Source organism: Butyricicoccus porcorum, from assembly GCF_002157465.1.
In the GTDB taxonomy this organism is placed as follows: domain Bacteria; phylum Bacillota; class Clostridia; order Oscillospirales; family Butyricicoccaceae; genus Butyricicoccus_A; species Butyricicoccus_A porcorum.
This window is the reverse complement of record NZ_NHOC01000003.1, coordinates 106,863-132,424: the sequence shown is the minus strand read 5'-3', so window position 1 is coordinate 132,424 and position 25,562 is coordinate 106,863. Positions and strand designations below refer to the sequence as shown.

Annotated in this window: 21 protein-coding genes and 1 pseudogene; 7 read left to right on the top strand and 15 right to left on the bottom strand. The window is 43.5% G+C overall.

The genetic code is table 11. The features are described 5' to 3' along the window. Nucleotides 1–11 precede the first annotated feature (11 nt). Nucleotides 12–1,169 carry an AbiJ-related protein gene (locus CBW42_RS04070; protein WP_087018037.1) on the top strand — a complete coding sequence of 386 codons (1,158 nt, stop codon included), beginning with the start codon at nt 12–14 and terminating at the stop codon, nt 1,167–1,169. 1,443 nt (nt 1,170–2,612) lie between these two features. Here the strand turns inward: CBW42_RS04070 and CBW42_RS04065 are convergent. Then, a complete protein-coding gene (locus CBW42_RS04065) occupies nt 2,613–3,905 on the bottom strand; it encodes an AAA domain-containing protein (protein WP_087018035.1) in 1,293 nt (430 codons plus the stop codon). 132 nt (nt 3,906–4,037) lie between these two features. Between CBW42_RS04065 and tnpA the strand changes: the two genes are divergently transcribed. From tnpA to tnpC, 3 genes are all read left to right on the top strand, one after another. Next, nucleotides 4,038–4,370 carry an IS66 family insertion sequence element accessory protein TnpA gene (gene tnpA / locus CBW42_RS04060; protein ID WP_087018033.1) on the top strand — a complete coding sequence of 111 codons (333 nt, stop codon included), beginning with the start codon at nt 4,038–4,040 and terminating at the stop codon, nt 4,368–4,370. Then, on the top strand, nt 4,367–4,720 hold the full coding sequence (tnpB, locus tag CBW42_RS04055) for an IS66 family insertion sequence element accessory protein TnpB (protein ID WP_133058253.1): 354 nt from the start codon (nt 4,367–4,369) through the stop codon (nt 4,718–4,720). The genes tnpA and tnpB overlap by 4 nt, the downstream gene beginning before the upstream one ends. 81 nt (nt 4,721–4,801) lie before the next feature. Next, nucleotides 4,802–6,403, top strand: coding sequence for an IS66 family transposase (tnpC, locus tag CBW42_RS04050; RefSeq protein WP_087018029.1), 1,602 nt, complete (start codon nt 4,802–4,804; stop codon nt 6,401–6,403). A 253-nt stretch (nt 6,404–6,656) separates the two neighbouring features. Here the strand turns inward: tnpC and CBW42_RS04045 are convergent, their stop codons facing one another. From CBW42_RS04045 to CBW42_RS04000, 10 genes and pseudogenes are all read right to left on the bottom strand, one after another. Further along, nucleotides 6,657–7,418, bottom strand: a complete 762-nt coding sequence (locus tag CBW42_RS04045) for a DUF6904 family protein (protein WP_087018027.1) — start codon at nt 7,416–7,418, stop codon at nt 6,657–6,659. A gap of 154 nt (nt 7,419–7,572) precedes the next feature. Next, complete coding sequence (locus tag CBW42_RS04040) at nt 7,573–8,418, bottom strand: IS3 family transposase (RefSeq protein ID WP_087018025.1); 846 nt, start codon at nt 8,416–8,418, stop codon at nt 7,573–7,575. Next, complete coding sequence (locus tag CBW42_RS04035; protein ID WP_242969782.1) at nt 8,388–8,777, bottom strand: transposase; 390 nt, start codon at nt 8,775–8,777, stop codon at nt 8,388–8,390. The genes CBW42_RS04040 and CBW42_RS04035 overlap by 31 nt, the downstream gene beginning before the upstream one ends. 185 nt (nt 8,778–8,962) lie before the next feature. Next, nucleotides 8,963–10,339 (bottom strand): MATE family efflux transporter, encoded by a 1,377-nt coding sequence (locus tag CBW42_RS04030; protein ID WP_087018023.1) that lies wholly within the window; start codon nt 10,337–10,339, stop codon nt 8,963–8,965. Then, nucleotides 10,332–10,781 (bottom strand): MarR family winged helix-turn-helix transcriptional regulator, encoded by a 450-nt coding sequence (locus CBW42_RS04025; protein WP_087018021.1) that lies wholly within the window; start codon nt 10,779–10,781, stop codon nt 10,332–10,334. The genes CBW42_RS04030 and CBW42_RS04025 overlap by 8 nt, the downstream gene beginning before the upstream one ends. An 89-nt stretch (nt 10,782–10,870) precedes the next feature. Further along, nucleotides 10,871–11,245 carry a TnpV protein gene (locus CBW42_RS04020; RefSeq protein WP_087018019.1) on the bottom strand — a complete coding sequence of 125 codons (375 nt, stop codon included), beginning with the start codon at nt 11,243–11,245 and terminating at the stop codon, nt 10,871–10,873. Between the two features lie 9 nt (nt 11,246–11,254). Then, nucleotides 11,255–12,472 (bottom strand): plasmid recombination protein, encoded by a 1,218-nt coding sequence (locus tag CBW42_RS04015; protein ID WP_456236392.1) that lies wholly within the window; start codon nt 12,470–12,472, stop codon nt 11,255–11,257. Nucleotides 12,473–12,678: 206 nt separating this feature from the next. Next, complete coding sequence (locus tag CBW42_RS04010; RefSeq protein ID WP_087018017.1) at nt 12,679–13,767, bottom strand: helicase RepA family protein; 1,089 nt, start codon at nt 13,765–13,767, stop codon at nt 12,679–12,681. Then, a complete protein-coding gene (locus tag CBW42_RS04005; protein ID WP_087018014.1) occupies nt 13,757–14,092 on the bottom strand; it encodes a plasmid mobilization protein in 336 nt (111 codons plus the stop codon). The genes CBW42_RS04010 and CBW42_RS04005 overlap by 11 nt, the downstream gene beginning before the upstream one ends. A gap of 1 nt (nt 14,093) precedes the next feature. Beyond that, nucleotides 14,094–15,002, bottom strand: a pseudogene (locus CBW42_RS04000) (tyrosine-type recombinase/integrase); the annotation flags it as partial. A 91-nt stretch (nt 15,003–15,093) separates the two neighbouring features. Here CBW42_RS04000 and CBW42_RS14930 point away from each other — a divergent pair. Together CBW42_RS14930 and CBW42_RS03995 are read left to right on the top strand one after the other, a co-directional pair. Beyond that, nucleotides 15,094–15,441, top strand: coding sequence for a transposase (locus tag CBW42_RS14930; RefSeq protein ID WP_242969781.1), 348 nt, complete (start codon nt 15,094–15,096; stop codon nt 15,439–15,441). Next, nucleotides 15,392–16,249, top strand: a complete 858-nt coding sequence (locus tag CBW42_RS03995) for an IS3 family transposase (RefSeq protein WP_242969780.1) — start codon at nt 15,392–15,394, stop codon at nt 16,247–16,249. The genes CBW42_RS14930 and CBW42_RS03995 overlap by 50 nt, the downstream gene beginning before the upstream one ends. Nucleotides 16,250–16,894: 645 nt before the next feature. Here the strand turns inward: CBW42_RS03995 and CBW42_RS03990 are convergent. Continuing rightward, entirely contained in the window at nt 16,895–19,813 is a 2,919-nt protein-coding gene (locus tag CBW42_RS03990) for an AAA domain-containing protein (protein ID WP_087018012.1), read from the bottom strand. 363 nt (nt 19,814–20,176) lie between these two features. Then, nucleotides 20,177–23,254 (bottom strand): type I restriction endonuclease subunit R, encoded by a 3,078-nt coding sequence (locus CBW42_RS03985; RefSeq protein ID WP_087018010.1) that lies wholly within the window; start codon nt 23,252–23,254, stop codon nt 20,177–20,179. Nucleotides 23,255–23,278: 24 nt separating this feature from the next. On the opposite strand from CBW42_RS03985, the gene CBW42_RS03980 reads away from it, so the two are divergent. After that, nucleotides 23,279–23,932 carry a restriction endonuclease subunit S gene (locus CBW42_RS03980; RefSeq protein WP_087018008.1) on the top strand — a complete coding sequence of 218 codons (654 nt, stop codon included), beginning with the start codon at nt 23,279–23,281 and terminating at the stop codon, nt 23,930–23,932. Here the strand turns inward: CBW42_RS03980 and CBW42_RS03975 are convergent. Further along, nucleotides 23,929–24,483 (bottom strand): restriction endonuclease subunit S, encoded by a 555-nt coding sequence (locus tag CBW42_RS03975; protein ID WP_087018006.1) that lies wholly within the window; start codon nt 24,481–24,483, stop codon nt 23,929–23,931. The genes CBW42_RS03980 and CBW42_RS03975 overlap by 4 nt on opposite strands. Nucleotides 24,484–24,495: 12 nt before the next feature. After that, complete coding sequence (gene xerA / locus CBW42_RS03970; RefSeq protein WP_087018004.1) at nt 24,496–25,479, bottom strand: site-specific tyrosine recombinase/integron integrase; 984 nt, start codon at nt 25,477–25,479, stop codon at nt 24,496–24,498. Nucleotides 25,480–25,562: the final 83 nt, after the last annotated feature.

The following is a 25,562-nucleotide window of genomic DNA, read 5'->3' as shown; positions in this document are numbered from 1 at the left end:
GAGGTGTTGAAATGAAATTGTCTTCTGAGACGAAACAGGAACATAGAATTATCGATGAGACTCGCCGGTCTATTATTGATGCCCTCCTCGCTATGGGGAGCCTGACTGGTGATAAGGAGTATCATGAATTTGCAAAGTTAGTTTGCCCATCATTGAGTGAGGGAACAATCTCTGAAATAGCAAGGCACATGGATAGGTTTGATGATTGGCCAGAAAGCTATTTGCTGGATACAGTTATAGATTATCTGCAACTATCCGATGAGGGCTTTTGCTTTCTTCTTGAACAATATGTCAATCCTAATATCCATCACTGGAGATGGAGTGCGGAAGAAGAGCGCCGAGGGCCAATTCACAATTCTGAACTCGTTGAAGTGATTAATAGATACCTTGCCCACGATGAATATCAACTTGAAATCAAGGATAGCATCGGGGACAAAGATTTTTATCAATGTGTATCAATGAGGGCTGGGGTTCAGGGAACAGTTAAAAACATTATTTTCGCTGCAAAATACAAACCAGAAATCGTGTTCGATGATGCGCTCAACAATGACATCCGAATCACGAGAAACGCCGACAAGTGTCTCATATATGATAGGTCAATCCCGCAAAATGGCCTTCTTTGGAGTGAGCTTGTAGAATGGTTTGCTGCTAAATATGATGTCGTTGACAATGTAGAAAACCGTTTACTCAGAAGACTTTGTGATAGCTTGGATGACAGCTTTAAAGCTGCCGGTGCTAAGTCAGGCCCAGAAACGTGGATGATGCAGGCATACTATGAATTAATGAAAACGTGTGGTAAGGATTTTCCGGCTCTACTTCCACAAGTATACCTTTACTATGACCCGCTGACTCAGGCAGAGCGTGGCTATAAGCTATTTGAGCATCAGAAAATGGATTTTCTTATGATATTCTCCCATCGCAATAGGGTGGTTATCGAAATCGACGGGAAGCAGCACTACGCTGATGGAGATAGAGCGTCCCCAAGGCTTTATAGCGAGATGGTCAAAGCACAACGAGAAATGAGCCTTTATGGTTATGACGTGTATCGATTTGGCGGATATGAATTTATAAATGCTACAGAGTCAGACAGCAAAAAGCAAGAACTGCTCAAAAATCTGAAGGAATTCTTTGTTCGACTGTTCCAAAAATATAACATCTTGGAAAGGTAGCCATCAACACTTTTTAATTTTGCCCAAACCATTTAATTTTGGCATACTTTTTAATTATTCCCTGAGCCAGCCGCGCTGGAGCCCAGATGCCAGTGTCAGGGGCACCTCGGCTGTGCTCTGATGGGACAAATTGAACACCGACAAATACAGCGAAAACCGCAAGAAACGCCTTGTTTCCTGCGGTTTTCGCTATTTTTATACACTTTCCCGGCGACCGGGCTTGTATCAAAGATTACGTCTTTATAGATCCTACATGTGTATCGAGAGTTATCCTTATCTTTATCTCCAATCAACCAGAATCGAGGAATAAGCCTTGGAACATCATTTGCTGCGGATTGAGTGCATAAGGCGTTCGCGGAAATAAGTCACCGTGGACTTATCCCCTAAACAGAAAGGCAGAGTCGAAACAATGGCGCTCCTCCCCCTTCCCCCCTGCCGATATTATATTGTAGTGGGAGTGTGGTTCAGAACCGTTCCCAAGAACTGCCGCGTTCTAGACCTCGGATTTGATGTCAGGCTTATCTCGCCTATTTCGGGTGTAGAGCAGTTTCCACGGACACGCGGAAAATCAGACATCAATTCCAGCCTATCGAGCCACGTCGAGACTGTCGCTCTGCTCGTGAGAACAAGTAAATAATTTTCACGTTAAAACGCCAAAATTGCTATCAGAAGTGTAGTTTCTGAACAATTTTGGCGTTTATTCTTTTCGGCCGGAATTCCTGCTGTCGTGTGTCTGGTTGTCCTTGGAAATTCGTTCGGAACTATTTCCGCAAAATATATACATAAATGCGTGCATACTTTTTGGCGGAATAGACCCGAATTTAGACCAGATTTTTTAGACGCATTTATGCATATTGCTTTATTCAGGCTGGCTCTGTCGCTTGAAAACCGTCCAACTATTGGGGGCACTTCATCATCGCTGCCCTTGACACCAGAACGGAATTGCCGTTATAGGGTGAGCAAGGGAACAGCAAATATGCTGTTCCCTCATCATAAAATATCGTTCTTTTCTACACTGTTATACAGCGTTTACACAGAATTGGGGATTCTCCCGAGAATAACCAGATTTAACTTCTGCTCAAGTTGTGCTGAAGTGAATTTATATAACGAGAACGGAATGTGAGTTCCATTATTTTATCCCAGATAAATTGGTGGAGATTTCACTTTCCGACAACTTGTCGGGAAGTTAGGTTGTGACTTTGGACCAATTGGGTCCGAAGTACTATACTTATGCGCCCCAGCTATATTCTGTCACAGTTTTGTCAGCGATGTGATCAAATTCAAGTATTCTCTTTTTCAAAAAAGATTCTCTGTCGTAGTTTTCCAAAAGGAACTTATGCAGAAAACATACAATCTTCCCCTTTGCTCGTTACTTCTGTTGAGCATCACCTTGCCAGCTTACATTAACCAATTGTTTCTCTTTATTGCTGTGTTTGGGGCAAATCAAATTTCATCTAGCTTATATTTATGGTGTGATACTCCACAACATTGAATATAGAGACCATAGGGACCAAGCTTTGCTTCCAACGAGCAGTTACATCGTGTGCAGTGCTGACCGATTCCACCATGGCGATAAAAATACCGTTCAACCAAGTCCACATCGACAAGCGCAGTCTCGTGGCAAGCAGGATAACCCGTGCAGGCTAAGAAGAACTTGCCTTTCTTACTTTTTTGCAACTTCATCGGTTTACCGCAGGAAGAACACTTTTTATTTGCCAGCACATAGCTTGCGAAAGTATCAGTTATTTTTCCTTCATTATCGGTACTGATAGTCTTACTTTGATCTACAGTCCTACTCATTTCCATAAAGCCATAGAGAGAAGCCACTGTATGTGAACCCTTAAAGCGGATAACTGGACGGTATCTTGTCTGGAGGATACTTCCCTCTGATTTGAATTTCGCATCAGAGCTTGGCATACCGAACCACACAATCTTCTTGTCAATCAATACCACCGGATTTGTGACAAATGGGTTCTCTATTGCAAGGGGCTTCAGAGCAGAAGACAATCCTTGCTTATTTTCTGCTCTGAGATAAACCTTAATGCCTTTTCCCATGGCAGTCTTCAACGCTGTGGCCAACTGTCCGGAAAACGCATCTTCCACAGGCTTGTCTGGAATATCTATTCTAATTTCACGTCGGGCTTCAGATACATCTTTAAGGAACCGACGATTTCCATCATCATTATCAAAGAAACTCATGGTGCTTCCGCTGATAGCAGAGCGCCTCTGAGAAAGCTCCTGCCCGCTCAGGCAGCTTGGTTTTTTTCGTTGCCCTTCAATCATACGCTCAAACATAAGGCTACTAGATAGGTTCTTGTTGTCCATGTAGGCGATATTTGCCACACCGATAAACTTACCCTTTGCTCTGGTTAGAGCGACATTGAAAAGTCTGTTGGCATAATTGTTTCCGGTTGAAGTAAGTAGCATCCCCGGATATGGCATACGATAACAGTCAACTGCATCGTAAACAATAACATCCTTTTCAGAACCTTGGAATTGGTGAACCGTAGCACAGGTAATCGGCTTTAATTCCGGATTCGCATCTGCCACATCTCGTGCCATTGCATGAAGCAAGCGAGATTGTGCATGATACGGAGTAATAATACCAACTTCGTGATCCTTGGCAGCATCTAATGCCAAGGAGAAGGACATTAAGGCACTCAGTACATTAACTCTCGAATTATCACCAGTCTTAGTACAAACCGACATCATTCCAGACAAGTCTGCAAATGCCATTGCATGACCATTGATAGTAAGTGCAAAATAATCGCACGCCTATTCCCAGACTCTAAATCGTGGGATAATACTTTAAAAAGTCGAAAAACTCCAGGTGAGTTTTTCAAGTAATTAAAGTATGGAGGGATCAGCATGTCAGAAGTGATACAGGTACGCAGTCAGTATCGAATGCGGGAATGGGCAAAGATTATTCAGGAATGTGAAGCGAGTGGTTTAAGCAATAAGGAATTTTGTGAGCAAAACGGAGTATCGATAAAGAGTTATTATTACTGGCTGAGAAAGCTTCGCGAGGCGGCAATGCATCAGAATCAGCCTTCGCTGGTACAGCTTACGTCAACGACGGATGAATGTAACAGAATAGATGATATGATTCATATTCAATTCCGTTCTGCTCGTTTGGATCTGCCGGGTAATACAGATGCCGAAGCTGTCATAGCAATCCTGCGATCTCTGCAATCCTTATGATTGATCTGAGCAAGGTAACCAACTATTATATTGCGTGTGGTTATACGGATCTTCGCCGGGGAATAGATGGTCTTGCAGGTATTGTCCAACTCCAATATGGAATGGATTTACGAGAGGACAGCCTGTTTTTATTCTGCGGACGACGTACAGACCGGATCAAGGCATTGTATTGGTCTGGAGACGGATATGTGCTTTTGTATAAGCGTCTCAGTAATGGTAATTTTCAGTGGCCTCGTTCCGAAGCAGAATTGAAGAAACTGGATCCGCAGTCTTTCCGCTGGCTTATGGAAGGATTACAGATTGAACAGCCCAAAGCAATACGAAAAGGGATAAAGAAGGATTTATTTTAAAGAAAATATGTGGTTTTCTGTACTTTTATCTAGATTTATAGTATAATTAATTTAATAAAAGTTTTCCTTTGGAGGATTGCCATGGCTAACCGTGCTGCTCAAAAACAGAATAACAGAGCGCAGATTCAGGCTTTGGAAGATGCATTGAAGCAGAAGGATGCAAAGATTGCGGAACTGGAGCAGCGTCTGGATCGCCTGACTGAGCTTCTGGTAAATGCACAGCGTGCCAGATTTGGTCAGTCCAGTGAAAAGCAGAAATATGTCATGAAGAATGCAAAACAGATGTCATTCTTCAATGAAGCTGAAACTGAGCAAAATCCAAAGGCGCCGGAACCAACAGAGGAATCTGTTACAGTTGCCATGCATCAGCGCAGAAAGAAGGCAAAACGTACTTACAATGAACTTCTGGAAGCTCTTCCAGAAGAAGAAGTCTTTCTTGACTTATCTGAGGAACAGAAAAACTGTCCCAAGTGCGGCATGCAGCTGAAACGAATCGGCAAAAAATATGTAAAATCCGAGTTGATTTTAATTCCTGAAACAGTAAAAATTTTGAGATATTATACGTATACCTATGCCTGCCCATCCTGTGAGAAGGACACCGGTTATGCAACGATACGCTGCGCTGCAGCTCCGCCTTCGCTTATGAAGCACAGTCTTGCATCTCCTTCTACCGTTGCAGATGTCATGGTGAAGAAGTATGCAGATGGTCTTCCTCTTGCCAGACAGGAAAAGATATGGAAGAGACATGGTCTGGAGCTTTCCCGAGCGACTTTGGCAAACTGGGTGATTCAAACAACACAGAACTGGCTGAAGCCGCTATATCGACAGCTGAAGAAGCATCTGCTGGAGCAGAATGTCATCCATGCAGATGAAACAGTGGTACAGGTACACGGCGAAGAAGGTAAACCGGCAACCTCGGAATCCCGAATGTGGGTTTATGCCAGTGGCAAGCGCTGCTCAAAGCAAATTCGCTGTTTCGAGTACCAGCCGGATCGCTCCGGCGACAGAGCAAAGACCTTTCTGAAGGGCTTCAAAGGCTGTCTGGTGACCGATGGATATTCCGGCTATAACAAGGTTGAGGGAGTAATCCGCTGTGGTTGCTGGGCACATATGAAGCGTAAATGGCGTGAAGCTATGCCGGATGGTGCCACCGTAAAGAACTCCAAATCTGCAGTTGGATATTCCTATTGCAACCGTATTTTCGCATGGGAGAAGAAATGTGAAGATTTTTCCAATGAACAACGGAAGGAATTCCGAAAGCTGAAGCTGGAACCTTTGGTCGAAGAGTATTATCTGTGGCTGAACACCGTAAATCCGGAAGAGGGCAGCAAACTTGAGGAAGCTGTTACTTATGCAAGAAACCAGAAAGCCAGCCTGTATACATTTCTGGATTATGGAGAAGTGGATATTTCCAATAATCTGGCGGAGAATGCAATCCGTCCTTTTGTTGTGGGTAGAAAGAACTGGCTGTTCTGCGATAGTGTAAAGGGCGCTGATTCCAGTGCAATTATCTACACTTTGGTCGAAACAGCTAAGGCAAACGGACTGGAGCCATACGATTATTTGCTGCGCATTCTGACATGGCTGCCTTGTTTTGGCAAGACACCTGCCGCAGAGAAGCTGGAAACGCTGATGCCATGGCATCCGAATATGCAGGCATTAAATGAAACAGCGGACATTTGATTGATTACAATATAATATTATGATGCCGGGTGTGCAGTTGAGCGCATCCGGCATTTTTAGTGAAACGGGTGATTATTGAGCATTTACCTTCAAATTGCGAATACCACCATATCTATTAACGATATTCGTAGTCTCAAAAGTGAACTCTTCTTTCCGCTGGAATGTCGACACGCATAAAAATATGCCTGTATTTTCCTGATGCTAACCACAGTAGAGTAATATCAGTATATGTAAAATCCTGTACTGACTGCAGTTACCACTCAATCTCCTCCGGATATTCCAGTCTGGAATCATGGAGAGAATAAATATCTGTGTTATACTCTTTCGCTGCAGCATGCAAATCTCTTAATAACGTATAATATGCCTGTGGTGCTTTCACCAATCGTTTCGCAATATTACGTAGTTTATCTTTGCGTTTTTCCAACGGTGCTTTCAATAATTCTATGTTGCATTTATCAATATACTGTGTCGCATAGCAGGCATAACTATCATAAGAATTCTCCCATGAACGAATGATCTTTTCTAATTCAAGGCCACCGATTACTTCACCTAACGCCTGCCAGACTCCCGCAGCAAACTGATTCAGATATGCCTTATCATGAACATAATCAGAGTACGGCGGCAAATGTTCTCCCTCTTTCATATTCTTCGATTCATAAAACTTCCTTGCACTTGGGAACGCCTGTTGCATAGAGACAGCAGCAAAAATTGCCAGTGGAAACAGCACATTTACACTGTAATAAACATTATTGGTTGGAGTAATCATTTTATGCCATCGCATTATTTCCTGATTCATTCCATTTTCAACCGTAAAAATATCGCGATCGCCCATATAAGCATGACGAATATCATAGCAAATCGCCAGCAGAGTATTCCTCACTCCATAATATGCAGAAGTCGGATCATCTACTATCCCTGTTATACGGTAGATAGATTCCGTAAGCTCATAGAAATCCTGTAAGTCTCCTTGAATGGTAACACCGGTCAGGTGCTCTGTTGGCTTGAATCGCAACATAATATTTTCTCCTCATATTTATATCAATAAATTCAGACTGAATCATTCTGGTATCCATTTACCCAAGGACAATCCAAAATGTAAGTTTGACATTAATCGTTCAAGTCAGCCTGTGGAATTGTCAAGAAAAGTGCAGTCTAAAAACTCACAAATTTTAAGCAGCAGATGAATGATACATATTGTGGTAATGTGTCTTATAAACAGCGGGTGGAAGTCCTAAGGGATTCGACGTATATACTCGCTTCCGATTATAGTAGATAAACACATATCGAAAGATAATAGATTTAACCTCCGCCATTGGCATTCGGTAAGTAGGAATTCTATAGAGCAGTTCCTTCTTCAAAGTTGCGAAAAAGCTTTCCATTCGGGCGTTATCGTAGCAGTGTGCCACACCGCTTAAGCTCTGCAGCATACCATATTCAGAGAGTTTTTTCTTGAACGCCTCGCTGGTATACTGGCTTCCGCGATCGCTATGAAGTATCGCGCCTCGAATCGGATACCAGCAGGCAACTGCCTTGAGTGTATTGATACAGAGTTCTTTTCGCATATTGTCATCCATCTGAAGAGAAAGAATCTCACCGTTAAAGCAATCCATAATCGGGGAAATATAGAGTTTTCCGTCCAGGCAGCCGATCTGCGTGATATCCGCCAGTAGTTTTTGATACGGAGCATCAGCCTGAAAATCCTGCTTGATCAGATTTTCCTTCTCTTGAATTTCGGTGGCAGCGTGTGTTAAACCATGTGGACGTCTGGGTCTGCCGTGAATCAGACCTTTTTCGTGCACAATTCGCCTGATTCTACGTTTTCCTGTGTGGAATCTGTTCTGCGCCAAAGCAAGCTGCATTCGTTTCACTCCATAATTGTCATTATAATCGGATTCATTCATAATCCTGTCTATTGCCGCCGAAAGAAGCGCGTGCTTAGACGGCTTACTGAGATTCTTCAGATATCGATAATATCCGGATTCGCTTACATGAAGAATTCTGCATAATAGTTCCACACTCCACTCTTTATGTGAATCTGTCTGTATAGAGTGGATAAAGCGGTATCGCTCATGCGCTTTGACTTCTTTCGGCGCGCTGCGAAAAAAACAAGAGCCTCCTGAAGTATATCGTTAGCTCGTTGGAGCTCTTTGACTTCCTTCTCCAGTTCAAGCATTCTTCGTTCCTGCTCGCTTGCCGTCAGCTGTTTATGTCCACTTCCTACAAATGCCTGATCTCCGTATTTCTTTCGCTTACCTCGCCAGGTTGTGACTGTATTGTAGGGGATTCCAAGCTGGTCCGCCGCCTTCTTTGCTCCGATTTCATCTGAGAGCTTCAATGCTTCTTCTTTAAAATGTTTGTCGTAGCTTCTTGCCATGATTTCTCACCGTTCCTTTGTTCAAATTCGACTTTTCCTAACTGATTTTGTTTAGAATTTATTCTCTGCCGAGTATGTAAATCCTTTGATTATTTGATATATCCATATTATCCTGCCTATATAAGCTAATGTTATCATTTTGTTATCGGTATTGATAACACTTGCTCAGTAGCTGTGGATAATAGTTATATGCTATGGCTTAAATTATAAGCGAGTTTTTTTTGTTTTTTAAATTCTATACCGACCAGTACAACAGATAGCACAAACGCTGAAAAATCAGCAACAGGCCCCGCTAGCAATACTCCCATAATTCCGAAACGAAGCGGGAGCAGCAGGGTAAGCGGAATCAAGAAAAAGGTCTGCCTTGTTAATGCCAACAGAGCACCTTTTAACGCTTTTCCTATTGCGGTAAAAAAGTCGGAAGAAAGCAACTGCACACCATTTACCAACACCATGAAAATATAGGTACGCATGAACAAAACAGCAAATTCAAAATACAGCTCGTCCCCGTCTCCGAATAGTGAAATGATAGATCGCGGGAAAAATTGAAATGCGATAAAAGCAATAGTGGAAACAACAAGATTCCACTTTATTGCAAGCATGTAAGCCTCCCGTACCCGATGATATTGCCTTGCTCCATAGTTGAAACCGATAATCGGCTGCATCCCTTGCGAGATTCCTGTAACAATCGCAAGGATTATGGCATTTGTTTTCATAACAATTCCGCAAGCTGCCAAGGGAATATCCGTTCCATATTTTGTTAATGCGCCGTAATAAGTCAACGAATTGTACTGAATGATTTGAATCACGGTAATTGCAATCTGATTTGAGCAGCTGCTTATCCCCATGCTGCAAATTTTCAGGCTTTCTTTAATGTCAAATAAAAACGACTTTTTTTCAAAATGGATTGTTTGGAAACGCCATAGATAACGGAGTGCGAGTGTGAAAGAAAAAATTTGCCCAATAACCGTTGCCCAAGCTCCGCCGGCAATTCCCCAATCGCAAACAAAAATAAAAATGGGGTCAAGAATGGTATTGATAATAGCTCCCACAACCATGCAGGCCATTGAATACTTTGGTTTTCCATCTGCTCGAATCAAATTGCTCATACCATTCGTTACAATGAGAAACGGCATTCCAATCAATGTTATGCTGGCATACTGCTTTGCATATGGAAATACAGCTGTCGTTGCCCCAAATGCCTTTAGGAGCAAAGGCAGAAAAGTTTCTCCAACCAGCAAATAAATAATTCCGAAAATTCCCATCAGAACAATACCATTTCCCGCTGCTTTGGCGGCAGCTTTCGGCTCTTTGCATCCAAGACAGAGGGAAACACGGGAAGAACTGCCAATTCCGACCAGTAGTGCAATGGCAAGGCAGATGGTAGAAAACGGGTAGGCAACATTGGTTGCTGCATTTCCCAAATAACCGACCCCTTGACCAATAAAAATCTGATCCACAATATTGTAGATTGAACCGACAAGAGACGCCACAATACTGGGAACAGCAAAATTTTTCAACAGCTTTGGAATTTTTTCATAGCCCAGAGGATTTTCAGTCATTGAACTCCTCCCCCTTTCTCTCTATATGGAGTTCCGATGTGATATTTCTGCCCGCCTGTATTAAGAAATCCATAAAAAGGTTCTGCTCGGATTCGCTCATACCCTGCAATAAAAGAGCTTCTGTCTTTTCGCATATCATCTGTATCTCGTCAATAATAGACAATGCTCTTTCTGTAGGATACAATTTACATGTCCGCTTATCATTATCATTGGGAGAACGTGTAATCATTCCCTGCTTTTCCAATGTCGCAACCGTCCGTACAATATTGCTTGGATGAACATAGAACATATTCAACAAAGAATCTTGTAGAATACCGGGCGAACGACAGATTTTGATTAAGAACATATATTGACTGTTGTTGATTCCATAGGGGGCAAGTTGCTTGTCCAAATAGATTTTGTAAAATCGGTCTGTTACTGAAAGCCATTTTAATAGTTTCATAGATATATTCCTCCTAACCACCAGTATTATAACACAATATGCGTGCGCACGCAACCACCTTTTAACATTATATCTGCCGCTTTGTCCTCCTAAACACAAATCAATTCTACATCTATAATCTCTACTGCTCTGCTACGAATATTATTCATTTTCCCGACCCATTCAAGCTGATTTTCTGCCTTTAGCTGTTCTGTCACGCCCTCACATTCTGCCATCTGTTTTACCAGCCGAGAAAACATTTCCTCTGCCTGTCGATCAATATCAGCAAGGTAACTGTTCAGTTTTCCGCTTGTCAACAAATTAGAATAAAACAGCCGTTTATGCTCTTTCAAGTAGCGTTTATGCCGCTGTCCCCATATGCCGATAGATTGTGTTTCTGTTTCGGGCAGTTTCAAATCGGGGAGAAAATAATCTCCAACCCGTATATAAGTGCCGCCCATTTCTTCAAAAATCGTCTTTGTCATTGTGTATTCCTACCTTTCATTTTGATTATCTCTAAAGCGTTTATCACGCTGTTTAGACTGTTTGGCTTGCTCTAAAAGTCCATCAATTTGCTTGCTGCCGAATACCTTACGGAGTAGTTTATAATCCCTGTTTTGCTCCTTCAGTTCAGCATTTTCAGCGTTAAGACTGCTGTTTTTTCTGCTCAACACTTGGTTTTCACGATACAGACTTGCGTTTGTTGCGTTCAGCCTGTGATAACTGTCCCACGCTTCAAAACATCGGGCAAATACGGTTTTAATAAGCGATTTTAACCTCTTGATAAGCGGCTCGGCGAACTTTGTTTTATAGGTTTTGGCTGTCATTAACCCCGATGGTTCGGGTAGATTATATTCAGGTGCAGTATCTAAGCTATCGCTTATTGCCTGCAATCGCTCAATACCGTCATCAAAATTCTGCACTCGGTCTGAAAGAGATTTCACCACATCGGTTTTCTCGGCAATCTGACTGTCAAGAGCCGATATTTCTTTTTCCCGTTCCTGCTTTTTGTAATCAAGAACGGACAAATGCTTATCGTGTGTGCCTTTCTGCTCCCACTCAATTCCGTACCGTTCCATAACGGCGGCAAGCTGTTCTTTTTCAGAAAGTACCCATTGCGACCATTCCGTATCGCCACGAGTACCGCCCTTAAATCCCTGCGCCACAAGAGCCTGTTTTAGCGACACTCTTGTATCTAAACCTCGCTTGCTACCTGTTGTAAACGGTACAAAGTCAATGTGAATATGCGGTGTTGCTTCATCCATATGCAGATGAACAGAGAACACATATAAGTTTGGATTTCTCTCTCGAAAACCCTTGTAATACTCATCCAAAATCTGCTTTGCAAGCTGTCCGTTTTCGCTTTCTGCACTCATATTATCTTTATCGCCAATCTGTAAAATCAGTTCGTGAAACGGCTTTTCCTGTTTGCCTGTACGGATTTTGTCATAATAGTTTTCTATCTTTCGGTCTGCCCTTGTCTGCTTATCATTGTATCGTTTCAGAGCTTCATCAAATAGTTTGTGATATACTTTTTCGATGTTCTCATTGCAATAATCTATATTCAAGTGGGTGCGCTCTGGAGCAACATTCTCTGCTGTAAACTTTCGGCTGTTGTGATTGATCGAGCCCTTTCCGACCATTGCACTAATTGTTCTTTGCATTTTATCACGCCCTTTCTTTTCGGTTAGTGGTTCTGTTACTCTTGCCAAGAGTAACGCAAAAGCACTTTTGTCAGCTTCGCCAACAAAAATGCAACCTGCAAGCAGGTTTTGCGCTCTCCGAGAGGTAAGGGCTGTCCTTTGAAAAGGACACCCTTACAACCCCGTCTAAACTTTTGTGACGGTGTGTGACGATGGTGACGGTATTTTTGATACCGCACCCGCCCCTAAAATCATCGTCACACCGTCACATATCGTCACGCCTGCTCCAATCGGGATAGCTTTACTTTTCGCTCACTTCGACTGCGGCTGTTCTCATAGAAAATCTTATACTCATTTAGCAAACGCCCCGCATTGATATTCAGCTTTCGTGTGAGAGCGTTAGGCTGAATATCAAGCTGAAGAATAGAGCAAAGCTCCGTAGGCGTCCCCGTCCATTCATTACTGCCCGAAGAAAGCAATTGCGCTATCTTTTCAAGCAAAGGTTCGGGCGGTTCTTTCCAAAGCTCCGTTTCTGTCCGTTCCAGCTCCCACAGCAAAGTTTCGGTATTGCGATTGAGGTACAGCTTTTGGTCTTGCTGATCTCTGCCCGATACTTCAAGCGTGGCGGCGTTGCTTGTGCGTTTCTCTTTTTGCAGAAGAAACGCCCCATCCGCCGCACCGAGCAAGCCTGTCGTTCCCGAAATCATATTAAATTTATCATCCGCTGTTTGCTTCCTCGTGTGATGAACAAGCAGAATACAAATGCCGTACTTATCGGCAAACTGTTTCAGCCGTGTGATGATTTCATAATCGTTTGCGTAGCTGTAATTATCCCCGCCGACTTCTCTGACCTTTTGGAGCGTGTCAATGATAATCAGGCTTGTATCGGTGTGTTCCTGCATAAACCGCTGTAACTGAGCGTCCAATCCATTACCGAGACTGTCGGCTGAAACAGAGAAGAAAAGATTGTCTGTGCTGTCTGTTCCGAACATTCGGTATAGCCGTTCCTGCAAGCATCGGTAATCATCTTCAAGAGCAAGATACAGCACCGTTCCTTTTCGGACGGTATAATCCCATAGCGGTGTGCCTGTGCTGATATGATAGGCAAGCTGCGCCATCAGGTAACTTTTGCCGAGCTTCGGCGCACCGACAAAGAGATAAGTGCCAGTATAGAGCAAGCCGTCAATCAGCGGCGGCTTGCTTGGATATACGGTGTCGTAAAGCTCTGTCATAGAAATTGTTTCAAGGTCGTTGATTTTTCCTGCTTTTTCGGATATACTATTGTCAGTACATTTTGAAATTGGCTGCTCCGTATCTGTTGCCGCAGATACATCAAGGGCAGTCATTTCTTTTTTATTCTCCATTCCCATCTTCTCCTTTCAGCCCGCCGAGAATAACGGCAATCAATTCGATTGTGTCAAGCAATTCATCATCAATACCGTTTCCTGCTTCAATCCTCTGTAATTCCGCAAGGACGGCAGCAAGCTCATTACGGAGTGCCTTATACACTCTCGGATTGCCCTGCACAACCACATCTTGGCATAAGAGCCGTCTTGTGATATAGTCCTGCTTGGTAAGCCCCGAAAGTCGTACTGCCCTGTCTATCTGCTCGCTTTCTTCGGGCGATACCCGAAACCCTACCGTGATATTTCTCCAACGGTTTTTGTTGTCCCTGTTTTTCGCTGACATATTAAAAATCTCCTTTCCCTAAATCGTCTAATCGCTCTGCCATTTCCGTCTGTTTGGACGGGAACAGGTGGGCGTACTGATAAGTGATTTCAATACTTTCATGTCCTACACGGTCTGCAATCGCCACCGCCGAAAATCCCATATCAATCAGTAAACTGATATGGCTGTGTCTCAAGTCGTGAATGCGGATACGCTTCACGCCTGCGGCTTTCGCCCCTCTGTCCATCTCGTGATGAAGATAGCTTTTTGTTACCGTGAAAATGCGGTCTTTCTTTTTCAGACCGTAAAGCATACCGATATATTCCTGCATTTCCTCACAGAGAAACTGCGGCATTTTGATTATTCGGTTGCTCTTTTTTGTTTTCGGTGTAGTAATCACATCTTCTCCGTGTAAACGCTGATAGGATTTACTAATCGTTACCGTTCCCTTGTCAAAATCAAAATCGGAGGCGGTCAAGGCTAATAATTCGCCTTCACGGATACCGCACCAATACAGCATTTCAAAGGCGTAAAAGGAAACTGGCTTATCCATCATCTCATCGGCAAATTTCTTATATTCTTCTCTCGTCCAGAACAGCATTTCCTTGTGTTCCTCGCTTCCCATATTTCCCACCTTTGCCGCAGGATTTGACCGCAATTCATAATAGCGTACAGCGTGATTGAATATGGCTGACAACTGATTGTGCAGCGTTTTCAGATAGGTTTGTGAATACGGTTTTTTCTTCTCGTCACGGTAAGCAAGCATTTCATTCTGCCAAGTGATAATCTCTTTTGTGGAAATCTCGCTGATTTTCAGTTTGCCAAAGTAGGGCAGTATCTTCGTGCGAATGATATGCTCCTTTGTCAGCCAAGTATTTTCCTTCAGACGGTTTTTCACATCGTTAATATACAGTTCCGTAAAGGCTTCAAATATAATGGTCTCATAAATTAAGACACTTTTTCGTACAGATTTTAATGAATCTGATATACATAAACCAGTATGTAAGAAAGGATCCATTATCATGTCCAGACAAAGAAGAAGTTTTAGTGCCAAATTCAAGTCAAACCTTGTAATTGAGCTGCTTAAGGGTGAGAAAGATCTCAATACCCTGGCAGCTGAAAATAGCATCCAATCAAATCTGCTCCGCAACTGGAAAAAGGAGTTCCTGAACAATGCTTCGGTTGTGTTCGACGACAAGCGCGAGGAAAACCTCAAAGAAAAGCTTGCCGAAGAGCGAAAAGAGAAAGCGGAGTATGCCAAAAAGGTTGGTCAGTTAACCATGCAGGTTGACTGGCTCAAAAAAAAATCTGAAGAAATTTGTGGACCTGACTACGAGAGTAAGTTTAGTCCAAAACCTTTTGACGACTAAGGAAATTCCGGCTTCCGTTGGTGCCAGGTTGCTTGACATCAACCGTACAAGCATTTATTACAAGGGCGCCCCTATTTCAGATGAGGAACTGGCCTGCAAAGAGATCATTGATCATCTCCATACAGATAATCCCACTTGGGGCGCAAGACAAATGTCTGCACAGTTAAAAGCCCGTGGTTACCAGGTTGGGTGCCGCAAGGCAAGACGCTACATGAATGAGATGGATATTTACCCGATCTATCCAAAGATGAATCTTTCCAAGCGAATGCAGCGGGCGAAAGTATGTCCATATCTTCTTCGTAATGCGGTCATAGACAAGCCAAATCAAGCATGGTCTATTGACATTACATATATCCCGATCAAGCGCGGATTTCTGTATCTGACAGCCGTGATCGACTGGTACAGCCGTTGTATTGTCGGCTGGGAAGTGGATGACACACTTGATACCAGAATGATTATCAGTGCCCTGAAAAAAGCTTTCAAAGTAGCAAAACCTCAAATCCTGAATTCAGATCAGGGTTGTCAGTTTACAAGTCAGCAATACATTGACTTTGTAAAGGAAAACGGCATCCGCCAGAGTATGGATGGAAAAAGTCGCTGGGCAGACAACATCATGATTGAGCGCTGGTTCCGCAGCTTCAAGTATGAGGAAGCCTATCTGACACAGTACAACAACATCAGGGAAGCAAGAGTTGCTATCGGACAGTATATCCACATCTACAACTTTGAGCGGCGCCATTCTGCACTTGATTACCAAACACCGGCTGAATGCTACTATCCGGCAATGTTGATGCCATATGTAGCTTAGCATATATTGAATCTGGGGAGTGCTCCACTGTTCTCCCCATGGTCCTTGTAACTTGTCCACTATATCAGTTCATTATAAAAATCTTAGATTTTTGTCTTGACAACTGAGCCACTATACATCGCTGCCCTTGACACCAGAACGGAATTGCCGTTATAGGGTGAGCAAGGGAACAGCAAATATGCTGTTCCCTCATCATAAAATATCGTTCTTTTCTACACTGTTATACAGCGTTTACACAGAATTGGGGATTCTCCCGAGAATAACCAGATTTAACTTCTGCTCAAGTTGTGCTGAAGTGAATTTATATAACGAGAACGGAATGTGAGTTCCATTATTTTATCCCAGATAAATTGGTGGAGATTTCACTTTCCGACAACTTGTCGGGAAGTTAGGTTGTGACTTTGGACCAATTGGGTCCGAAGTACTATACTTATGCGCCCCAGCTATATTCTGTCACAGTTTTGTCAGCGATGTGATCAAATTCAAGTATTCTCTTTTTCAAAAAAGATTCTCTGTCGTAGTTTTCCAAAAGGAACTTATGCAGAAAACATACAATCTTCCCCTTTGCTCGTTACTTCTGTTGAGCATCACCTTGCCAGCTTACATTAACCAATTGTTTCTCTTTATTGCTGTGTTTAGGGCAAATCAAATTTCATCTAGCTTATATTTATGGTGTGATACTCCACAACATTGAATATAGAGACCATAGGGACCAAGCTTTGCTTCCAACGAGCAGTTACATCGTGTGCAGTGCTGACCGATTCCACCATGGCGATAAAAATACCGTTCAACCAAGTCCACATCGACAAGCGCAGTCTCGTGGCAAGCAGGATAACCCGTGCAGGCTAAGAAGAACTTGCCTTTCTTACTTTTTTGCAACTTCATCGGTTTACCGCAGGAAGAACACTTTTTATTTGCCAGCACATAGCTTGCGAAAGTATCAGTTATTTTTCCTTCATTATCGGTACTGATAGTCTTACTTTGATCTACAGTCCTACTCATTTCCATAAAGCCATAGAGAGAAGCCACTGTATGTGAACCCTTAAAGCGGATAACTGGACGGTATCTTGTCTGGAGGATACTTCCCTCTGATTTGAATTTCGCATCAGAGCTTGGCATACCGAACCACACAATCTTCTTGTCAATCAATACCACCGGATTTGTGACAAATGGGTTCTCTATTGCAAGGGGCTTCAGAGCAGAAGACAATCCTTGCTTATTTTCTGCTCTGAGATAAACCTTAATGCCTTTTCCCATGGCAGTCTTCAACGCTGTGGCCAACTGTCCGGAAAACGCATCTTCCACAGGCTTGTCTGGAATATCTATTCTAATTTCACGTCGGGCTTCAGATACATCTTTAAGGAACCGACGATTTCCATCATCATTATCAAAGAAACTCATGGTGCTTCCGCTGATAGCAGAGCGCCTCTGAGAAAGCTCCTGCCCGCTCAGGCAGCTTGGTTTTTTTCGTTGCCCTTCAATCATACGCTCAAACATAAGGCTACTAGATAGGTTCTTGTTGTCCATGTAGGCGATATTTGCCACACCGATAAACTTACCCTTTGCTCTGGTTAGAGCGACATTGAAAAGTCTGTTGGCATAATTGTTTCCGGTTGAAGTAAGTAGCATCCCCGGATATGGCATACGATAACAGTCAACTGCATCGTAAACAATAACATCCTTTTCAGAACCTTGGAATTGGTGAACCGTAGCACAGGTAATCGGCTTTAATTCCGGATTCGCATCTGCCACATCTCGTGCCATTGCATGAAGCAAGCGAGATTGTGCATGATACGGAGTAATAATACCAACTTCGTGATCCTTGGCAGCATCTAATGCCAAGGAGAAGGACATTAAGGCACTCAGTACATTAACTCTCGAATTATCACCAGTCTTAGTACAAACCGACATCATTCCAGACAAGTCTGCAAATGCCATTGCATGACCATTGATAGGCTTCTGATCTACAATACCACGACGTTTCTTTTCCAAATCCTCTGCGGATTGGAGAAGGCCACCATACATGGTTCGGCTAGCAAAATCAGCAATTCGAGGGTGCATACGATATTGAGTGTCCAACATACACAGCCACTTATGGTTTCTTCCGCTGTCTACTGCAGAAGTAATCCCACAATACTGGAAAATGTCGGCGTTCAACGGAGAATTTCCGTTGCTTTGCACAATAGGAGGAAGCTGTCTAAAGTCTCCCATACAGACAAAATGCTTCTTCGCAAGGCTGGCAGCGAAAACAATCTGTGGAATATAAGCCATACTGGCTTCATCAAAAATGACTACATCAAACCCACAGTCTCTAACTGTGCTATCAACGACAGTCTTTGAAACGGTGGTTGCAACGAACTGTGCGTTCTTTACTGTTTCTTTTTCTTCAGATGACAATTTGTTTCTGATTTGCGTGAGTCTGCGCCCAATCTGAACATATCTAGGAGAAGTTCGGGGTAGCTTCTTACGCTCCGCAATTAGATCCTGGCGTTCTTTGAGCAGTTCAGGATGATTGCGAATTGCCAAATTGTAGGAAGTTAAATACCTATGTGCAAGCAGGTCTTTGTTCCTTGCATAGCCATATCTCACAAGAGTTCCTGGTTTCAAGTTCGGCTTTATTTTATGTACTCGCATAATAGCGCCATCTACAGATACATTACTGTAAGACAGCATCAGTACACGGCTGCCTTGCTCAATATGAGCCAAAGCAATTTTCGCCAATGTCTGGGTCTTGCCAGTTCCTGGAGGCCCCCAGACGAAGGTAATCGATTGATTTTTCGACATCTGAACAGCGGTCTGCTGTCCTGTCGCGATTTTGTAATTGCCGTAGTCAATAGACTTCTGACCATCACAAATCAATGCTCTAACAATTTCAGACGGATTTTCTAAAATACCGTCCAGGCGATCAACCAAAGAGTCCAGCAGTCGCCAAGGCTCCGCGGAAAACTCAAGAGTAGGGACATCGGCTCCCAAATCTCTACTACTAGCAATTATGACGGTGAAATCTTCACATCCAACAATGTGACCGGAAATACTCGTGTCTCCTTGCCAAATGCTGATCTGAGTTCCTTCGGGGTAAGTCAGCTCGTCGTCAGCTTCAAAGGTATAAACATATCGTCCGTTCTTGACCTCAATACGTTTACCATCAAAAATATGCTGTCGTTTGCCACCTGTAGTCTTTAGATAAACGATCTCAGCGGTTATCGCTCGTTTATATTCATTGCAGAAAGCCGAAATAGAATTGAACGGGCGAATTTCTACAGTTTTCCTCGGATTGGAACTAGTTTCCTGTATCTTCTTTTCAAAGCGACGGGCTTCTGCTTCTTCCATAGCCTGCTGCTTTTTCTTACGTTCTTGATCTTCTTGATATTTTACGGTGGCATCCGTTTGAGCAGCTGCTTCCGCATCCAATAACTTCAGAAAATTTTTGAAGCAGGTGGGATACATGAATTTCTTAGGATCAGACTCCGTCACGAACTTGACAGAAACACACGAGGAATCTTGTTCTACAATCGTCCCTTCTCCGAACTTATTATGCCTAACTTTCTTACCTACCACATTCATGGTGGAGAGCTCCTTTCCTAAATTAAGCTATTGGTGTTCTGTCAAGATCTCGTACAAGTTAAAATGAGAAATATGCCCTGCTAGCTTACCGAAATTAGCGTCTGAAGATTTGTCCTTTGGTACGGCATAGCCTGCTCGGCGATGTTTACAATGGAACCAACGAAATGCCCGACTTTGTTCCTTTTTTGCATATCCACAATATCGTTCCAGAGCCCGTTGCATTACTCAATATCCCAACTATAGTATCGTTGATATACCGGAATCAAGACCCGATTGCTTCTGTTCAAGATCTCGAAAATGTTTCCCTTCCGTGCGTCCATATCCTATCTCTCCTTGGTATTCTTCGTCAAACTGCCGCCTCGGTTATACCATCGAAGCATTATCTGTCCATAATTCACACTGGCTGATAACAGTATTGATTGCAAAATCGTAGTCTTCCGGCGGATACTTGTATTTCTTCAACAGCCGTTTGACCATTTTCCTCATCGTTGCTCTTGCCGTCTCTTTTTTCTGCCAGTCAATCGTGCGATTTTTACGGAGCATTTCTGTCAACTCTTTTGTTAAGGCCACTAACTCATCGTTCTCGTAAAAATCCTTGATATGTTCAGGCTTTGTGAGAGCATCATAAAATGCTAATTCTTCCTGAGAAAGTCCGAGCTTTTGACCGTTTTTATATAGATTGGATATTTCCTCGGCTGTCTTCAGAAGTTCTTTAATAACCTCTTCGTTGGAAATCAGGCCGTTGTAATAAGCGTTCATCAACTGCGAAATTTTTTCAGAAAATTTCTGGGATTGGACAACGTTTGTCCGCTTATACAGAGATACCTGTTCTGCCATTAGCTTTTTCAAGATCTCAACGGCAATGTTCTTCTCCTTCATCTTGGAGATCTCTTCGAGTACTGCAGGATCAAATAAGCTAAAATTCTCTCCAGCAGTTTTCTTGCTATCAAACAGACTGATGACGCCTTCGCTCTGAACTGCCGCTTTCAGTAGTTCATTGATTTGATCGTTGATTTCTTTCAGTGAAAGCGTTTTGCCGCCGACTCCGCCATACGTAATTTTAATGATTGTAGAGCGAACAGCTTCCATATAGGCTGCTTCATGCCTTTCGGTGTCCGTAGTCATGCTGGAACACAGGGAATGAGATTGCTTTAAGAGCATGGCCTCTTTCAGAAACAAATCTTTTCGTTCCGGCTTCTTTGCATCCAGGACAAAGTTTACACCGCCGGTAATGAGCTTAGCCATAGTCAGAGGCGAACCGCCAACAAATCCGCTGAAATCGAAACCGTGCAGAAGATCTTTGCAGACTTGTAGCTTCTCCTGGAATTTCGGGTAGGCAACTTTAGCGATATTCATATCGCCGTACTTAGATTGGTCGCGCTTGGTATATTCCTTCATTGCGGATTTTAGTGCAGAAGCAATACCCACATAATCAACGATGAGTCCACCCTCTTTGTCCTTAAATACACGGTTGACTCGGGCGATAGCCTGCATCAAGTTATACCCGTGCATAGGCTTGTAAATGTACATGGTGGCCAGAGAGGGTACGTCAAAGCCTGTCAACCACATATCTACAACAATGGCAATCTTCATCGGATCATTGTTATCCTTGAATTTGCGCGCCAATTCTTCCTTGTGAGACTTTGTGCCGATAATTTCTTTCCAATCCTCTGGGTCGTTGTTACCGCTGGTCATAACCACACCGATTTTCTCTTTCCATTCTGGCCGGATCGTAAGAATTCTGCGGAATATTTTCATGGCAATAGGGCGGGAATAGGCAACAATCATGGCCTTTCCGGTCAACAGGTTTGCGCGATATTTTTCATAGTGTTCTACAATGTCATCGCACAGTGACTCAATTGTAGAATCGGCACCTAGCACGCTTTCCATCTGGCCCAGCATCTTTTTGCTTTTCTCGATGGTAACTGCATCCGATTGCTGCTCAAGAATATCATATGTGGAATCAATCAGCGCCAAGGTGTTCTGGTCAAGTTTCAGGTGGACAACACGACTCTCATAATAAACCGGACGGGTTGCGCCGTCCTCTACAGCTTGGGTCATATCATAGATATCAATATAGTCGCCAAAAACCTCACGGGTATTGCGGTCCTTTGCGGAGATGGGCGTACCGGTAAAGCCGATAAAGGTTGCATTCGGAAGGGCATCGTGGATAATCCGAGCGTTGCCGATCACAGTATGCGCTTCTTTCTCACCATACTCATTTTCGGACATTACGATTTTCTCATCGAAGCCATATTGTCCGCGATGCGCTTCATCGGCCATCACAACGATATTTCTCCGCTCGGACAATGGCTTCTCGCCTCGTTCAAACTTGAACATGGTAGTAAAGATAATCCCGTTTGCACTGCGCCCATCCAGAAGCGACTTCAAATGTTCCTTACTTTCCGCCTGTACCGGTGTTTGACGCAAGAAATCCGCACATTGCGAAAACTGCATATAAAGCTGATCATCCAAATCAATTCGATCCGTCATCACCACAATTGTAGGGCTATCCAGCACATCCTGCAGCAAGTGGGCATAGAAAACCATAGACAGGGATTTTCCGCTGCCTTGCGTATGCCAAAATACGCCGCCTTTCCCGTCTGTTTTCGTAGCGACTTTGGCTTTTTCGATTGCTTTGCGTACGGCAAAGTATTGATGGTAGCCCGCCAGAACCTTGAAGCGGCCTTGCCCGCTGCCGGAGAAGAGAATAAAGTTCTTCAGAATATCCAGTAGCCGTTCCTTCTGGAACATTCCTTCATAAAATGTGTCGAACTGGGCATAGGCGGTATTCTCGTAGTTGCCGTCTTTTGTTTTCCACTCCATGAAGCGATCTAAACCGGAAGTGATCGTACCTGCCTTGTTGGTGGACAGGTCGCTGATCACACAGATTGCATTGTAGTAGAACATAGACGGGATGTCCTGCATATAGTTACGAATCTGATGATATGCATTTTCCGCGCCCACTTCATCCTTTGAAGGGCTTTTCAGTTCTATCAGAACCAGCGGAAGACCGTTGATGAAGAGGATGATATCTGGCCGGCGATTATTTCCATTTTCTATATAGGTGAATTGATTGACTGCATAGAAGGTATTATGATCCACATTTATATAATCAATCAAGCGAACAATCGAGGACCGCTCTTCGCCCTTTACAAAGAACTTGACCGTGATACCATTCTGTAAGTAATCCATGAAGATGGCGTTTTTCTGGACAAGGCTGCCCGTGTCGAAATTGCGCAGCTTGGAAATTGCCTCATCAATGGCTTCGACAGGAAGGCCACGGTTTATGCGCACCAAGCTGGTTTGCAGAACTGCATCCAAAAGAGGACTGGTATAATCCCGGTCCAAATCCGGAGCATAGAGGTGCTCATAGCCCATATTCTCGAACAATTCGATGATAGCTTGCTCGTAGGTATCCTCTGTAAATAAACTTGGCATATTCGACCTCCGTTCATAAAATGAATGATAAACGATAATTTACAGCAGCAAGCATTCGCTCTGTTTGACAAGCTCATGATTGACGCTGACAATGATGAATGTACGGTATCTGATTATGCGTATCTCAATCCGAAGCGAGTATTGGCAAAGAATCAGATTGCCCGAAGTATTGACATGAGTCAATTATCAACAAGCGGAGCATTCCCTTTGGGATGGGATACAAAACCATTTAACGGAGGAATGCGTTTTGCCAATGGTGATACCCTTTTAGCACGTATTACCCCATGTCTTGAAAACGGCAAGACTGCCTTCGTTGACTTTCTTGATAAAGACGAGGTTGCGTTTGGCTCGACAGAGTATATTGTTCTTGCACCCAGAAATGGTGTACCACCTGAGATGCTGTACTGTCTGGCTCGTTACCCTGCATTTGTCGATTACGCAGTCAAAAACATGAATGGTAGCAGCGGAAGACAGCGTGTTTCTGCTGAAACAATAGGACAATTCCATCTTCCGAAATTTGTTAAACAAAGCCTATCGGCATTTAGAGAAGCGGTAACACCAATGTTCTTAAAAATGCGCTATAACTCTCTTGAAAACATGAGGTTGGCCGAACTGCGCGATGCGCTCTTGCCCAAGCTCATGTCAGGTGAGATTGATGTCTCTGACATCCAACTCTAAGCCGCTAAATTATCGTTTATCTTTTGGTTTGTCTCGATCTTTGTATCAAGCGACGAAAGAACGGCTGCGATCTTACTCTGTGTAAGTTCATCTGGTAAAGGGATTGTGATGTCTTGAATATTCTTGATGGGTAGCTTAGCCTGAACTGCTCCAACTGTGCCTCGAGTAATTTCCTGCTGCCCATAGGGGGACTTTAAGAAATAGTACAAGAAGTCCCTATCAACTCCAGACAAAGAAGTCAGTTTGACACAGTTTTCGGTTAAGTTTGCTTCATTCAAGGACTTACCAACAATAGCTACAAGACCTATTGTTCCGACGATTGATAAAACAATATCTCCATCATTGACAATATATCTGGAAATAGTCTTCTGCGTCTCATCGTCAACAAACTCAAACGAGCTATCCAATTCGAGAGTTCTTTTTCCGCTCAAGTCTCGTACTCTTATGTACGGATGGGTGTTTGGTTTGGTGATGAGGTTGATACCTTTTGGGAGTCTCTTTCCTCCCTTGACCGCAGCGACATCACCTAGTTTTACCTCGTGTATTTCCATGATTTCACCATCCTATCCGATGTATTTTCTGTGCGCCAGCTTCACATTCTGTTGTTTCACCATCGCATAGTGCATGGTGGTGTCGATCTTCTGATGTCCCAAGAGCTGCTGGACTTGCTCTATGGGCATTCCTTTGTCTATGGCTGATGTAGCCAGCGTCCGGCGGAACTTGTGCGGATGAACCTTCGGGAGGTTCAAGCGTTTTCCGAGTTCTCGGAGTCTGGTCTCCACGCCACCAATCATCAAGCGTTCATAGGGGGCTTTAAGCGAGACGAATAAGGCGGGGTTGTCATCTGTGCGACTTTCAAGATAGTTCTGCAAGTGAATTTTCGTCCTGGCATCAAAGTAGACAAGCCTTTCCTTATTGCCTTTTCCGAAAACTACACACTCTCGTTCGTTGAAGTTGATGTCATCACGGTTGAGCGTAACCATCTCACCAACACGCATCCCAGAGGACGCGAGAAGATCAATAATCGCCAAATCTCTTGCCGTAGTGCAGCTATCCCTCATCTGCTCCAACGCCTCATCCGTATAAGTGTCCTTGATAACCTTAGCTGTTTTGATTTTGTGAATCCGGCGAACCGGACTTTTCACAATAAAGTCTTCGTCTTCCAGCCAAGAGAAGAAACTAGACAGAATGCGGCGGATGTTATCAATCGTGACTTTGCTGGATTTCCGTTGGACCTGATAGCTCGTCAAGTACTTGCGGAGATCATCTGTTGTGATTTGCTGCGGTGTTTTTCCAATACCGGAGATCATCGCCTCTATAGTCTTTCGGTAATAGGTCAGGGTCTTCTCGGAGCATCCTTCAATGCGTTTTGCAACGATAAAAGCGTCAACCGCATCTCGCTCTTTTGGCTTCGGTGCATCTTCGCTTGGAAGTACAGTAAAGCCGTGGAGCGTGTCCTCCAGCACATTTTTCAGCTTTTTGAGCTGTTCGTTGTTGAGATGAGGCAGCATTCTACGCTCGATCTCTTGAATGATTTCTTCGTTCATGTCGTATCTCCTTCGTGTAGATTAAGAGAACGACAATCAGTGGCAGTTCCTTTGGTAGAACTCTCGCCACTGGTGAGAGTTAT